The organism is Bombella sp. ESL0385, from assembly GCF_009725755.1.
GTDB classification, from domain to species: Bacteria; Pseudomonadota; Alphaproteobacteria; order Acetobacterales; family Acetobacteraceae; genus Bombella; species Bombella pollinis.
This window is the reverse complement of the sequence record NZ_WNIJ01000001.1, coordinates 534,494-547,520: the sequence shown is the minus strand read 5'-3', so window position 1 is coordinate 547,520 and position 13,027 is coordinate 534,494. Positions and strand designations below refer to the sequence as shown.

Annotated in this window: 11 protein-coding genes; 1 reads left to right on the top strand and 10 read right to left on the bottom strand. The window is 54.3% G+C overall.

Going from position 1 to position 13,027, the window contains the following annotated elements; genetic code table 11:
- Nucleotides 1-7: 7 nt before the first annotated feature.
- The 8 genes from GM557_RS02560 to aat all read right to left on the bottom strand — a co-directional run bounded on the left by GM557_RS02560 (nt 8) and on the right by aat (nt 11,317).
- Entirely contained in the window at nt 8-706 is a 699-nt protein-coding gene (locus GM557_RS02560; protein WP_155572834.1) for an ATP12 family protein, read from the bottom strand.
- A gap of 17 nt (nt 707-723) precedes the next feature.
- The gene (locus GM557_RS02555; RefSeq protein ID WP_155572833.1) at nt 724-3,453 is read right to left on the bottom strand and encodes an AsmA family protein; all 2,730 of its coding nucleotides are present in this window, start codon (nt 3,451-3,453) and stop codon (nt 724-726) included.
- Between the two features lie 59 nt (nt 3,454-3,512).
- Entirely contained in the window at nt 3,513-4,484 is a 972-nt protein-coding gene (locus GM557_RS02550; RefSeq protein WP_155572832.1) for an RluA family pseudouridine synthase, read from the bottom strand.
- On the bottom strand, nt 4,481-5,845 hold the full coding sequence (locus tag GM557_RS02545) for a replication-associated recombination protein A (RefSeq protein ID WP_370513413.1): 1,365 nt from the start codon (nt 5,843-5,845) through the stop codon (nt 4,481-4,483). The genes GM557_RS02550 and GM557_RS02545 overlap by 4 nt, the downstream gene beginning before the upstream one ends.
- A gap of 53 nt (nt 5,846-5,898) precedes the next feature.
- The gene (locus tag GM557_RS02540; RefSeq protein ID WP_155572830.1) at nt 5,899-9,141 is read right to left on the bottom strand and encodes an AsmA-like C-terminal region-containing protein; all 3,243 of its coding nucleotides are present in this window, start codon (nt 9,139-9,141) and stop codon (nt 5,899-5,901) included.
- A gap of 38 nt (nt 9,142-9,179) precedes the next feature.
- A complete protein-coding gene (gene bcp, locus GM557_RS02535) occupies nt 9,180-9,677 on the bottom strand; it encodes a thioredoxin-dependent thiol peroxidase (RefSeq protein WP_155572829.1) in 498 nt (165 codons plus the stop codon).
- Between the two features lie 3 nt (nt 9,678-9,680).
- Nucleotides 9,681-10,547 carry a hypothetical protein gene (locus GM557_RS02530; protein WP_155572828.1) on the bottom strand — a complete coding sequence of 289 codons (867 nt, stop codon included), beginning with the start codon at nt 10,545-10,547 and terminating at the stop codon, nt 9,681-9,683.
- 95 nt (nt 10,548-10,642) lie between these two features.
- Entirely contained in the window at nt 10,643-11,317 is a 675-nt protein-coding gene (gene aat, locus GM557_RS02525) for a leucyl/phenylalanyl-tRNA--protein transferase (protein WP_099026230.1), read from the bottom strand.
- A 31-nt stretch (nt 11,318-11,348) separates the two neighbouring features.
- Between aat and GM557_RS02520 the strand changes: the two genes are divergently transcribed.
- Entirely contained in the window at nt 11,349-11,549 is a 201-nt protein-coding gene (locus GM557_RS02520) for a hypothetical protein (RefSeq protein WP_155572827.1), read from the top strand.
- Here GM557_RS02520 and GM557_RS02515 read toward each other — a convergent pair.
- Together GM557_RS02515 and GM557_RS02510 are read right to left on the bottom strand one after the other, a co-directional pair.
- Entirely contained in the window at nt 11,546-12,385 is an 840-nt protein-coding gene (locus tag GM557_RS02515; RefSeq protein WP_155572826.1) for an EcsC family protein, read from the bottom strand. The genes GM557_RS02520 and GM557_RS02515 overlap by 4 nt on opposite strands.
- A gap of 65 nt (nt 12,386-12,450) precedes the next feature.
- Entirely contained in the window at nt 12,451-12,867 is a 417-nt protein-coding gene (locus GM557_RS02510) for an EVE domain-containing protein (protein ID WP_155572825.1), read from the bottom strand.
- Between the last annotated feature and the right edge of the window lie 160 nt (nt 12,868-13,027).

Genomic DNA, 13,027 nt, shown 5'->3' with positions numbered 1-13,027 from the left:
CGCTATTCTAGCCCTGCATGAGGTTATAGAAACGGAGCGCATCCGCAATATCCGCGTTTTTGCGCTCTAATTGGCGGGCCAGCTCTTTGTCATGGCCCCATTTTGTAAGCTGCTGATGTTCATCTGCATGGGCAAGATGCACAGCGTCATCAAAAGACACGATCCCCCGCACAAGGGCGAGAGGCAGCAGCAAACTGCCCATAATAGGGACCATAACCCCTAACGTGGCCAATAAGGCAGGGTCCATCTTCGCCAGCGTGGCTTTTACTGCCTCTTTGTAGGATTCTGGCTGCTCTAGCGGCATCACCGCCTCAGTCATGTCAGGATGTAACCCTTGCTCCGCTGCCCACGTAAGGATGCGGCTAACTAAAGCCCCATCCTGTGCCTCGCTTTGGTAACAGAGATTATCATCAATCCCATAGCCATAGAGAACGGCCTCTGTCGCGGTACGGTCGGGCAAAATACGCTCAATATAACTCCCGGTAATACGCGTCAGCACCAAATCATCAGGGGTGAAATGCGCCCCTTTAGCAATCTGCTGCCACTCCTCCCCCAGAGCATGAGCCAGGGCGGGTGACGATACCGCCAACACAGCTCCCGCAGGTAAGCGCACGGGCCGGCCATCTAGCAACACGCCTTGTTGCCCATCATCTCCGACCGGCCCAACGGTTACATGCTTCCAAAAGCGTTTACGCGCTTGTACCACGCTCTACCCCCTTCTCTTTAATGCCCACCAAGGCCAAGCGCACGCAGGATACCCCCTGCACCACCGCCATGGTCTTGCTCCCGCTCAGGTAGGGGCAAACCTTGCCGCCCTGCGCGTGCTTGTTGCACAGCATAGGCGCAAGCATCATCACCAAATTTTGCTGTATCAAGCGGGGGCAAAGCGGGGACGCCATCTTTCCCTGCTGTACCGATATGAACGCTTCCCCCTTTACCCTCCAGCAGCAATGGTGTGGAGAAATCCGCCCCAATCACACTAACATGGGGCATAAGCTGAAGCGTATAGCTTTGGTCTGCCAAGGCCATACTGCCCTGCCCAAGGACCGAAAGATGTTTGACCTCCAAAGCCATATCCCCAAAATGAGCCTGCCCATGGTCAAACTGCACCACGCCCGCAGCACAGCGCAGGCCCATAGTGCCATCACCCAACTTGAGCAACCGTGCCGCAGGGCCTGCTAAGGGGGCCAAAACCTCTCTATAAATACGTCCATCCACAACTGAGAGACCCATCTGCCCCTCAATCGCTTGCAAAAGGTCAGATGGATGCGCGCCTTCCGTCCCTAAAGCCCCCACAAGTTGAATTGGCCCCTCCACCGTGACAGGCTGGTTTAACGCCAACTGCACCCAACGTGCGGGCAAAATGAGCGGGTCTGCTTTCATACCCATCCGCAAAGGTGCGGCAGAACCATCCAACACAATCTCACCCGATAACGGCACTGTCTGCACTGCACCTCCTAAGACGGAAAGAACAACATGCCCCTCATGCCCTAAAAGATGGAGATGCAAACCCTGATACTCTATCGCCTCAGTTTGGAGATGATCGGCTGTAAAATCCACATCTACAGGCTGGACCGCCATAGCCCCTAACCAGCGAGCCAGAGGGCCATCATGGCCGGGTACGTTAGTAAATGCAGCCCCCAACGCATTATCACCCGGTGGATTAGCCTCGACCTCCCTATCATGAGAGCCAGCATATTGCGCCCCCACATACCGATCCCCTGCTGAGCGCGATTCAGTCGAAGGTGCAGCAGCTGGCGGCTCCACTGTTTTTAGCGCAGCACCAAGTGATAAAGTCGGCACAGAAGGTTCCGCTGCGGAACCTGCAAACTCCATAACCGGCGCATAATGGAAACGCGTCCCATCCAAATGGGTAAGATGTATCTGCCCCGTCAACCCAGCAGCCCCTAAAGGCGCGGGAAGCGTCATCGTAGCTGTTCCACCAATCTCTTGACTCTCCAACACGACATCGCGCGCTGTAACGGCAGGCAAGCCCGCCTCCCCTATCGCCCCAAGAGCAAGCTGCCCTTTCAGATGCATATCATGCAGCAAAAGGCCGGAGAACACTCCCCAATCAGGCAACTGCAAAAGGCCCGCTTGGCCAGAGACATCCAGCATGCTGCCCTTCCGCCCCATCTGGCCTTGCAACGCGAACGAAACATGCTCTTGCGCCGCATCGCTCTTTTCTGCCTCGTTTTGGTTAAACAAGCTCGCCAAGGTTTTATCCTGACCTTGGACCTCCATCTTCACCATTACGGGGGCGGATTCATCTGGCAAACCCGCAGCAACGGCCTGTTGTAAGCTCTGCACCTCTCCATTAAGACGCCACGCATAACGCCCCCATATGGCCTTGCTCTGCACAATAAGCGGAGCCTGCCCATTATCAGCATCCAGCTGCACATCCCGTAGCTGAAGCCCCGTTGGAGCTAGTACATGCCCTAAATGGAGATGAATCACATCAGGGCGCAAACGCTCTGGTACATGCAATAGAGCATCTGTCAGCGCGACATCAGCCCCTTTATCAAGCCCAGCATCAACCTTATGCGGAACATCAACTGCATGAAGGCGCAGCGTGCCATCAAGCTGCTCTATCTCTACAGGAAGAAACTGAGGGAAGAAGCGATGCAATCCTTTGAGAGAGGCCCAATGCCCCTCCAACGTAAAGGCTAAACCCTGCAAACGATGCGCATCGCTCATCGCGCCATCTAAAGTAGCGTGATCCTGCTGGGGACCACTCCCTAACGTCATACCAAGGCTGAAAGGCCACGGCCCCTTTTGCTCTGCTTTGGCAGAGAGTAAACGCGCTAACGGCCCTATACGCCCGCGTGCGGTAAAAACTGTATGTTCAGATTGCCCGCTCATATCCACCCACGGGCTGGCACTACGCATGCCATCTAGCTCTAAACGGGTTATCTGAATACGCCCCGTAAAGGGCACCTCACCTGCTGGTACATCATCTTGCCATGAGAGCGTAGCATTCTTTAAATGCAAAGCCCCAAAGCTTACCTTCCAACGCGGATGGACCCGCCCTGCCACAGCGATGGGAGGAGACGCTGCCTCGCCTTGTGATTGGGTCAACACAGGCAACCATGTGGAGCATTGTCCCTCACGCGCCCGATGCACAATAACGCCAGCTCCATCCACTGTGAAATCTTGAAAAGACACTTCACGGTTTAATAAAGCAAATAAAGACATATCCGCATGGACAGACCGCGCCACAACAAAGGGCGAGCAGCCCGGGCGCGTTAACATCACATTCGTTGCTTGGAAAGACGGCCATGGTAAGAGCTGAAAAGACGTCTCTCCCATTTTAAGCTCTAAGCCTGTTTGGGCTTGGAACACCGCCGTCACCCGCTCACGCAAATGGTTTTGGTCTATCAAAAACTGTGGGGCAAGGCTGATGCCTGTCAGCACGACCACCAACCCTATCAGACTGGCTGCTAGTTTTTTCATCAGCCTCTTCCCTTTCCTTCTTTCACATCGGGCTTGGGTAAAACCAACGCCCCACCATCTTAACGGCTACGGCGGGGCTTAGGGGTATCACCTGCGATAAACCCCAACATCTGAAACGTCTCTTGCATATGCGGCGGCAAAGGAGCCGTAACCTCCAACCGCCCCCCTGCTGGGTGGGGGAAGGCCAGCATACGCGCATGAAGATGTAACCGGTCGGGGAAGCCCTCCACATGCGCTGCAGCCCCGCCATAGCGCGGGTCCCCCAAAATAGGTGTGCCTAAGCTCTCTGTATGGACGCGTAATTGATGCGTCCGCCCCGTCCATGGTGAAAGGGCCAGCCAGCTAAACCGCTTACCCGTGGCATCAAGCGTCTCATAAGCACTTTTAGCACTCATCGCATCCTCATCGCCGCGCTCTACTGGCACGATGAGCGAGGCCCCACCAGCCCCTACTTTGGCCAGAGGCTGATCAATAACGCCCTCTGGCGGTGTGGGACGCCCCACCACAACCGCCCAATAGGTCTTGCTCACCTCACGACTACGAAAAGCCGCCGCCAACTTCGCCGCAACGCCGGGCGTCCGCGCCACAAGGAGCAACCCTGATGTATCCCGGTCGATACGGTGAACAAGCCGGGGCTTCTCGCCCCCTTCAGGGCGCAACCCCTCCAACATCATATCCACATGCACGGTAATGCCGGGACCGCCTTGTGTTGCCAGACCAGAGGATTTGTTCAACACAATGAGCTGCTCATCCTCATACAGAATCATATCCCGCATTTGTTGGATAAGCTCTGGGTTAGGCGGTGGCGGCGGGGCTGGGCGGCTTTGGTCTGGCAGAGGCGGGATGCGGATGCTCTGGCCGGGGTAAAGCCGTTTATTAGGTTGTACACGCCCACCATCAACCCGCACCTGCCCTTTACGGCATAATTTCTGCAACCCACCTTGGGTCAAATTGGGATAATGACGGCGGAACCAGCGATCAAGGCGTAAATCGGCCTCATCCTCACTGACAATACGATTCTGAACACTCATGATTGGCGAGATGCCCGTTTCTGCGTTAACATGTCCAGACGCTCGCGGATTCTTTTTTCAAAACCACGATCAACAGGCTCATAAAGTGTCACGCGCTCCATCCCTTCTGGAAAGTAATTTTGGCCAGAGACACCATCTTCATAATCATGGTCATACTCATAACCTTTATTATAGCCTAGCTCCTTCATCAACGCTGTTGGGGCGTTACGAATATGTGCAGGCGGCATGAGGCTCCCTGTCTGTTTGGCTAAAGCCCGTGCTTGATTATACGCTTTGTAAACAGCATTCGACTTAGACGCCACAGCAAGATGTACCACAACCTGCGCTAATGCGACCTCCCCCTCTGGCGAGCCAAGACGCTCATAAGCTGTCGCCCCAGCTTGCGCGAGCGGCAGAGAGGTTGGGTCAGCCTCGCCAATATCCTCACTCGCAAAACGCACAAGACGGCGGGCAATATAGCGCGGGTCCTCCCCCCCTTCTAACATACGGGCAAACCAATAAAGGGCCGCGTCAGGATCACTACCACGCAATGATTTATGCAACGCAGAGATAAGATTATAATGCTCATCCCTATCTTTATCATACAAAACAGGACGGCGGGCTAAGGAGCGCGCTAAAGCCTCCGGGGTAAGTGGCTGCGTATCTGCTTTTGTAAGCGATAAAAGCTGCTCCACCATATTAAGCAGATAACGCCCATCCCCATCCGCCATTGCCCTTAGTGAGGCCCGTCCTTCCTTGGTGAGCGGGAGGGTGCGGCCTATCTCCCCCTCGGCACGGCACAATAATTGCTCCAACGCCTCATCATCAAGACGATGCAACACCAAGACCTGACAACGCGATAAAAGAGCGGAGTTCAGCGCAAAGGAGGGGTTCTCCGTTGTCGCTCCCACCAATACGACCGTGCCGCGCTCCACATAGGGGAGGAAGCCATCTTGCTGCGCCCGATTAAAACGGTGAATCTCATCAACAAATAATAGCGTCCCTCGCCCGGTAGCCTCTGCTTTGCGCCGTGCTTCCTCAAACGCCTTTTTTAAATCTGCCACGCCTGAAAAGACGGCTGAGATTTTCGTATAAAACAACCCAGCTTGAGCAGCGAGAAGCTGAGCAATGGTCGTCTTACCACAGCCCGGCCCACCCCAGAGGATTAAGCTTGAGAGATGGCCGCTCTCTAACATCCGTGTCAGCGTGCCTTCCGGCCCTAGGAGATGCTCTTGACCGCGAACATCCCCTAGATGTTGCGGGCGCAATCGGTCTGCTAAAGGCTGTGTCCCCGCCTTATGCCGTATAGCAGCCCCACGGCGTGGCAATGCCGCTCCCGCCTCTGGCTCCTCTGAGGGAGACCCACCAAAGAGATCCGCCATAATCTCCGCCCTCATCCTCTCTCACATTTATTCTACAGCCTTGATGATAAAAGCTACTCGAACAAACGCCTTACTATAGCCGGCACAAATGCTGAGAGATAATTAACATGCAAGGCAGGTTTGGCAAAACTCCCCTCTAGCTTATAGGTCACCGCCATGGCTCCACTGCCTTTCTTAGCCCCAAAGACGCTCCCTGCGGCCTGATTCACCCCAAAGAATGGCGAGAGCGTCCCTTGCATATGCAACATCTCCTGCCCGAGATCGACCTGCCCTTTAATCGTTCCCCCAAAGATGGCATTACTGGCGCGGCCATCCTCAACATCCAGACGATTACCCGCCACATGGAACGCGGCCCGAATCTGCACATCCTCAAAACGATCGCGCGAAATCTGCCCCCAATGCAAAGGGGCCGCCAAAGTAGCCACAACTAACGGTGTTGGTGGATGCTCCAAAGCTAAATTATCAATCTTCAAACGCCCCGTAAAAGGCGGCAGACCAAGGCCCACACCCATAGTACGCTCTGCCTCTGTCACAGATCCTCCCGATGCTACGGGCTGACAACGGCCCTCCAAATCCACTGCCCCACCAGTAAATTGCTGATAAATCCCCAAAGAGGCTAACCAAGCCCCAAAATCCGCTACCGTAAATTTCACATCATACGCGCCCTCCTGCCCGGGGATGGGGGTGAGGTCAAAAGCGAGTGGATTAGGTTGGCGTACATGCAGAGCAAGCTCTGTTACATGGTAAGCTGTCCATTGCGCGCGCACTATGACATGAGAGGCCGTTTTCTCCTTCCCATAAAGGACTTTATTAGCCTCCAGACTCACCTTCCACGTCCCCGCTGGGAGGAAAGATGTGCGCGATTTGGATGGCGATTTACCCGCACCCGCAGGAGGCTTCGCAACAGGTTGCCCCTTCTTCTTCCCCCACCATGGGGTAAGGTCTAAAAGCTCTGCTTGAATATTCGCTTGATAACGTGCTGTCAGATCACCCTTTAAAGGCCAGTCTAACACAGCGTTGCCCTCTGTCCGGCCAAGTTGAAAGTGCGTCAGATGAACACCGCCCACCTGCCCTTGCCGCACGCGCCCCTCCGCCTTTAAAGCAATCTGCGGCCCATGAACTTGCACATCATCCAATCCGATAAGCTGACCATTCTCCCACAGGATCGTCCCTGTTAAGCCTGCATCCGCCCCGGCGGGCTTCTGCCAAAACGAAGCTGTCACAGCAAGCGGCGTAAGATCTAGCTGTAAGTGCGCTGTTGTACGTTTATGCTTGTTGCCTAATCCATATTGCTCATACACAACATGACTTTGCGCTTTACCTTTTAACACGGAAGGCTGCGCAATAGAGGCAGGCACCCCAAGGGTGCGAAACTCCGCTACACCGAGCGGGGCGGTTAAATCAGCCTTCAATAATAAACGCCCTGCAACATTGGATTGGAAACTATCAAACACACTCCCCGCTACTGTAAGACCACGAAAAACCGCTCCGCCTTTAATCGTCAAGCTAGTCTCATTAATAGAAAGCCGTCCCCAGCCTTGTTGTACATGGTCAATACCGGGCATCGCTATCCCAATATCGCGAATGTCAAACGCTGCTCCGAACTGCAACTCCTTCATACTGAGATGCTTTTTGAGCGGTAATTTGATTGTAAAAGTCCCCTTCATCTCGCCCTGCGTTGTCGCCGGGTCAACAGGATGACGGGCTAAGAGATTCAATCGTGGTGCTGACAAAATATATAAAAAAGGTGGTAATTTGCCCTCCATCCCCAAAGAGAACTCACCCATTTGTTCATGATGTAACAAATCACTCAATATAATGCGCCCAGAAGGCAGCAAAACCATACCGCCTTTACCGTCAGCAATATGGCCGTGCTGAAGGTCTATTTGAAATGTCTCTGGCCCTATAAAATGAGCATGAGCATATTCCCCCGTTACTTGGGGCATATTATCTAACCATGTCACATTCAGCCCATGGCCGATCAAATCACCATCCAAAGCATGGACATCCAACCCAGCTAAACCCGTTGTACTGGAGAAATAGAGGATAAGCCGAAGATGATCCCCTCGCCCGGCAGTCATATTGGTTGTCATCCAACGCCGCGCACCGCGAGCGGCTCCTTCTGGCCAGACACTCGCTAATGTTGCAAAATCGAAGGCAGCAACCTTACCATCTACCGTCAAGCTGACATTATGTGCATGCTGTAGATGATCCATTTCGCCATGAGCATCAATAACAAATGGGACAGGAATCTCATGGGAATCCAGAGCAGTTAAGTCCGTATGAAGGGCCAATGCCCACGGCTCGGGCTTATCAGCATGAGCTGGCCCAAAGGTGAAGTGCGACCGCGCCGATGACACACGGAAAGGCATCTTCCCCGGCCGAATCACCTCTCCCGCCCCAGCGTCAACTGTGCCACTAAGCGTCTCGAACGCCCCTAACACACCGCGTTGTTGAAACTGCCCCTCTAGCTGAAAAGCAAGCGGCAGATTAGCGACTAGAAGCCCTTTCTTCTGCTCATTCGCCACAGGAATCCACGGGGCCAAAGCGGGCAAGCGCATAGGGGAAAGAGTGAAGTGCCAATGGCTTTTCCCGCTCCCCTCTGGGGCAATATCGCCCTTAATCTGCACTGTCCCACGCTCTGTCCCATCCACTAATCCCGGCCCTTGGAGGGAGAACGCAAATTGACCCCGCCAACCGCTCTGCGGCTCATAATCCGCCTGCATCTCCGGCATGCTCATCACCAAAGAGGCATCTGGTTGAGCCTCATCCAGCATGGTGAGATGAAGATCACGCACATCCATATGATACGGCACGAGCGAAGCGAAGGACTCATCCCCCCCAAAGCGATGATGCGTCCGTACATTACGGCCCATCCCTGCAACCTGCACACGGCCTTGTAGGGTCTTTATCAGGGTTACATTAACCCCTTGCACCTCAAGCGAGCGCGCCCTCACCGTCCCACGCAATAGAGAAGCTAATTTAAAGGTAAACCCCACATGCTCTATATGCTGTATAGGAGCAGAAGGAGCGATGAAGCGAATATTATCAAGCTGCAATAATAATTTGGAGGAGTGACCGCCCTTTTGCGGTTGCCATGCGAGGGTCATGCGCTCCCATTGCAATGTCCCCCCGCCTATATGTGTTAACGCCCCACCCCACCGATGGGATAGACCCGTCACATCCAACGGTCCCTGCGCTAACCGCCCCAAAAGCAGAGCTACAGCCAATAACACCCCAACAAATGGGATTAAAAGACCAAACGCCACACGGCGTACCATTGGCTGCCAGTTCATACTCTAGGAGACCCCAAGAAGGACATATCTAAAAAGCCTTATAGCTGTGCTAAAGCCTCTTGCACCCAAGCCACATGCTTTGCAGGGCTGACCTTCCGCTTAAAAGCAGCAATACGCCCCTGCGCATCAATAAGGAAGGAGCTGCGCTCTATCCCCATAAACTCACGCCCATACAGCTTTTTAAGCACCCAAACGCCATAAGCCTCAGCCAATTTATGCTCATGGTCGGAAAGGAGCGTAAAGCTCAGTGCCTGCTTGGTGAGGAACGTCTCTAACGCGCCAAGAGCATCGGGACTAACACCCAATACTGTCAGCCCCTCCCCACCGGGAATGCGCAACTCCGCCAAATGGTCACGCAAATCACACGCTTGCGTTGTACAACCCGGCGTAGAAGCCCGCGGGTAGAAGTATAATAAATAAGGTTTACCTTTTAGCGAGGTACTCTCTACCTGCGTTTCCCCTTGTGGACCAACGCCCTCCAACGTGAAGTCTGGCGCGCTCTGCCCAAGCTCTATTACGTGCGTTTCTTGCGTCATGGCTTATTGCCCCTCATTGCTGCTTGTAGGTTGGTCGCTATGGGTAACACTCCCATCCCCTACCGAATCATCCGGGCTATGAGGTTGGTCCCCAGCAGGTTGCTCCACAGCCTCATGCCCCCCACGGCGCATACCCTCCATCGCAGCACCCGGCACGGGCGGCTGGCCTTGCTGAGATTGCTGTGCTTGCTGCGCCTGCTTTTGTGCAAGCTGCTTCTTCATCTTGGCAAATGGATCAAACTTCTGGAACCCAGCTGGAGGCGTAAAAATATCCGCAGGTAAGTCTTTATACTCTACGGCAATGGCCTTTAAACGGCCCGTTAGCCCATCAGCATCCACCCCTTCTTCAGAGAGAATGAGACCATCCTCCGTCACACAGGCTTTTGCTTTGCCGCGCTTGCTATCAATCGTCCAATTCTGACACGTGACATGAGCAATCTGCTCCGTTCCCTCAGGGTGGTAGGTCATCCCTAACCCTAAGAAGAACGGATTATGCAACCCATGCATAGGGCGAAACTCAATATAACGCCGCTCTTGCATACTCACGAGCGTCATAATCTGGGTTTGGCGATTTAAAATTGTTGCACTGCGGCCATCGTCAGGGTCTATCCGTAGCCGGTCTCCTGATGCAGCGAAGGATACTTTGACTTGATGCTCCGGCTCACTGCCTTTTTTATCACCCGGCAGCACCTCCGTTTGGAAGCGATACGTCACCACCGCATCCCGCGTGGGAGATAGCGGCGGGTGATCCGCCCCTGCCCATGCAAGAGGCGTATGAGCCCCTACCAGAATCGCCAATGAGGCAGCCGCTATCACACCACCCTTGCCGCATCTATGCTGCCCATCCCGCTTGATACGCCAAAGTGTCATCACTGCCTCTCTTTCTTGCTCGTCTCATTCACAATCTTACCCCCACCATAATCAGACCAAAAAGAGAGAGCCAGAGGGAAAAATGCCCCCGCCCTTCATCTCCCTTTAGAACGCTGGGCCATAAGGGTAATCTCGGCTGCCAAAGCCTCCAAACTTATATCATCAGGCCAATGGCCTTCCTGCATCATGGCCGCCTCAAGCTGCTGTTTATACGCTATAAAGGGGACAGACACCCCACCCAAACGCGCTAAATGAGGGGTGATATATTGCGTATCTAAAAGCTTATACCCCCCACGCCGCAATGCCGCCATGAGATGCACCAGCGCGATTTTGGAGGCATCCCGCACGCGCGAGACCATGCTCTCCCCAAAGAACGCCCCATGCAGGGAGACGCCATAAAGCCCGCCGAGCAAAGCCCCGCTCTCTTTATCGCGCACCTCGACAGAATGAGCATGACCTAAGCGATGCAACTCCCCATAAAGCTGCCGAATCCGTCCGCTAATCCATGTCTCTGGTCGCTCAGCCGTGGCTTGAGCGCAGGCTTGCATCATGCCATCAAAATCTTCATCACTACAAAGGCGATAATGCCCGGCTAAGACGCTCCGCATTAACCGCCGCGGTAGGCGAATGGCCTCCAAAGGCTCTAGCGGGATAATCCCCCGCTCTTGTGGGCAGAACCATTCCAGCTCATCGCTCTGCTCATCTGGAGCCATGGGAAATAAACCTGCCGCATAAGCGCGCAAAACTAGCTCAGCCGTGATAGTCTCCATCTCTCACGCAGCCCTTATAGAAAGACTCTTCATGTCCACACGTCAGCCTTCATCCTACCAAACATATACCTACGCTCTCAGCCTAGGGCTGGCTTTTATGCTGCAACTCGCCCGCCCTGCCCTGCGCCCTCTTATGAACATCATTGAGGTTGGCTGCCTTCTTGGCATCCTCATCTTCGCCCCGTTAGAGCTCTACCAGCTCTGCCGTCATAAAAAGGGCCGATGCGTCTAGCCCTCTGCCTCTGCATGACCCCGATACGCCTCGGCAGCCTCCTGCACGGCCATACCGTGGGTGCGCTCCAACCGCCGGATGGTGAAATGCGCTTTCGCCACCGCACGATAATGCGCCAAAAAGGCGGAGTTAATCGCTGCCCCACATAAGGCCCCCGCTACCGGGACCATCTGCGCCGCTAATTTGCGGGAGAGAGCCATCCCATAATGGCCAGCAACTTCCGCCATAAGCAATACAAGCGGCTGACCGCGCATGAGGCTGCGTGCTGCAAAAAAGCCGAGCTCACCTTGCCCCTCACCCGGCTCGCCGCCCTGTTTGCCGCCCATATTCCGTAGGGCAAAGACTTCCAAACACGCGCGGCGTGTTTCCTCGCTTTGCAAATCCTCCCCATTTTCCTGCGCGATAATGGCAATCTCACGCATAATCGTTAGGGTGGTAAAGCCAATATCCGGCCCCATGCTCATAAGGCCGCCAAAGCCGCCCGCCGCGCCAGAAGCTGCAACAACGGCTTGCCTCATCCTCTCCTTAATCGCGTGCTGAGGCCGCCCCTTTTGCCGCTCCAACCCCAAAATCGCGATGCGATAAGCTTGCTCCAACGCTGTACCGGCAAGGGATTGCACCTTCTCTTGCAGGCCCGGTGCCAAAGAGAGCGTATGCAAGCCCAAATGCGCTGCACGACCAACCGCACCGCCCATCAAATCCGCCAAACGGGTTAGGGTGCTACGCCCTTTCTCAACACCATCAAGCACGGCATGTAATTGGGACAGAGCCTCCGTATCGAGGTCCTGAAACAGAAAAGCCGCGCTGGGCATATGCTCTTTCCGCTCGTTACTCATGCTCTGTACCTCCTTTTAAGAATCGGCTTTTACGCAAAAGCCTCCTCATTGTTACTAACCTTTAATCAGGCTTTTTCCCACTGGCCCTTTTTTGTGAGATACGCAAACTCCTCCTCCCGCACCGGTGCGACCGAAAGACGAGACTGCTTCAATAAAGCCATCTCTGTTAAGGTAGGGGCGGCTTTAATCTCTGCCAATGTGATAGGCTGTACAAAAGCCCCATCTGCTTTAACATCCACACAAACCCAACGCGGATCCTCTGCTGTTGGGTCGGGGTAAGCTTCCTTCACAACCTCTACCACACCGACAATGCGCTTTTCCGTCACGGAATGATAGAACAACGCCTTATCGCCGCATTTCATGGCCTTCAAATTATTCCGCGCTTGATAATTCCGCACGCCTGTCCATGGCTCAACATCATTCTGCACCTGCTCATCCCACGAAAAAGACGCTGGCTCCGATTTAATCAGCCAGAAGGCCATGGCTCCATTCTCCTTATATTCTATACGCTATTGGCCCCACCATGCCCGACTTCATCTCTTTTTCAAAGAGTCGTTTCCTACAGGATGGTGCGAACATGCTTACGGCCCCACCCTTCATATTTTTCATTTTCTTCCGCCCCCTAAAACGTCCATACTAGGG

Coding starts and splice junctions, on each gene's coding strand:
- GM557_RS02555 (WP_155572833.1), bottom strand. CDS start 3,453: ATGAAAAAACTAGCAGCCAGTCTGATAGGGTTGGTGGTCGTGCTGACA.
- GM557_RS02550 (WP_155572832.1), bottom strand. CDS start 4,484: ATGAGTGTTCAGAATCGTATTGTCAGTGAGGATGAGGCCGATTTACGC.
- GM557_RS02545 (WP_370513413.1), bottom strand. CDS start 5,845: ATGGCGGATCTCTTTGGTGGGTCTCCCTCAGAGGAGCCAGAGGCGGGA.
- GM557_RS02540 (WP_155572830.1), bottom strand. CDS start 9,141: ATGAACTGGCAGCCAATGGTACGCCGTGTGGCGTTTGGTCTTTTAATC.
- bcp (WP_155572829.1), bottom strand. CDS start 9,677: ATGACGCAAGAAACGCACGTAATAGAGCTTGGGCAGAGCGCGCCAGAC.
- GM557_RS02530 (WP_155572828.1), bottom strand. CDS start 10,547: ATGACACTTTGGCGTATCAAGCGGGATGGGCAGCATAGATGCGGCAAG.
- aat (WP_099026230.1), bottom strand. CDS start 11,317: ATGGAGACTATCACGGCTGAGCTAGTTTTGCGCGCTTATGCGGCAGGT.
- GM557_RS02520 (WP_155572827.1), top strand. CDS start 11,349: ATGTCCACACGTCAGCCTTCATCCTACCAAACATATACCTACGCTCTC.
- GM557_RS02515 (WP_155572826.1), bottom strand. CDS start 12,385: ATGAGTAACGAGCGGAAAGAGCATATGCCCAGCGCGGCTTTTCTGTTT.
- GM557_RS02510 (WP_155572825.1), bottom strand. CDS start 12,867: ATGGCCTTCTGGCTGATTAAATCGGAGCCAGCGTCTTTTTCGTGGGAT.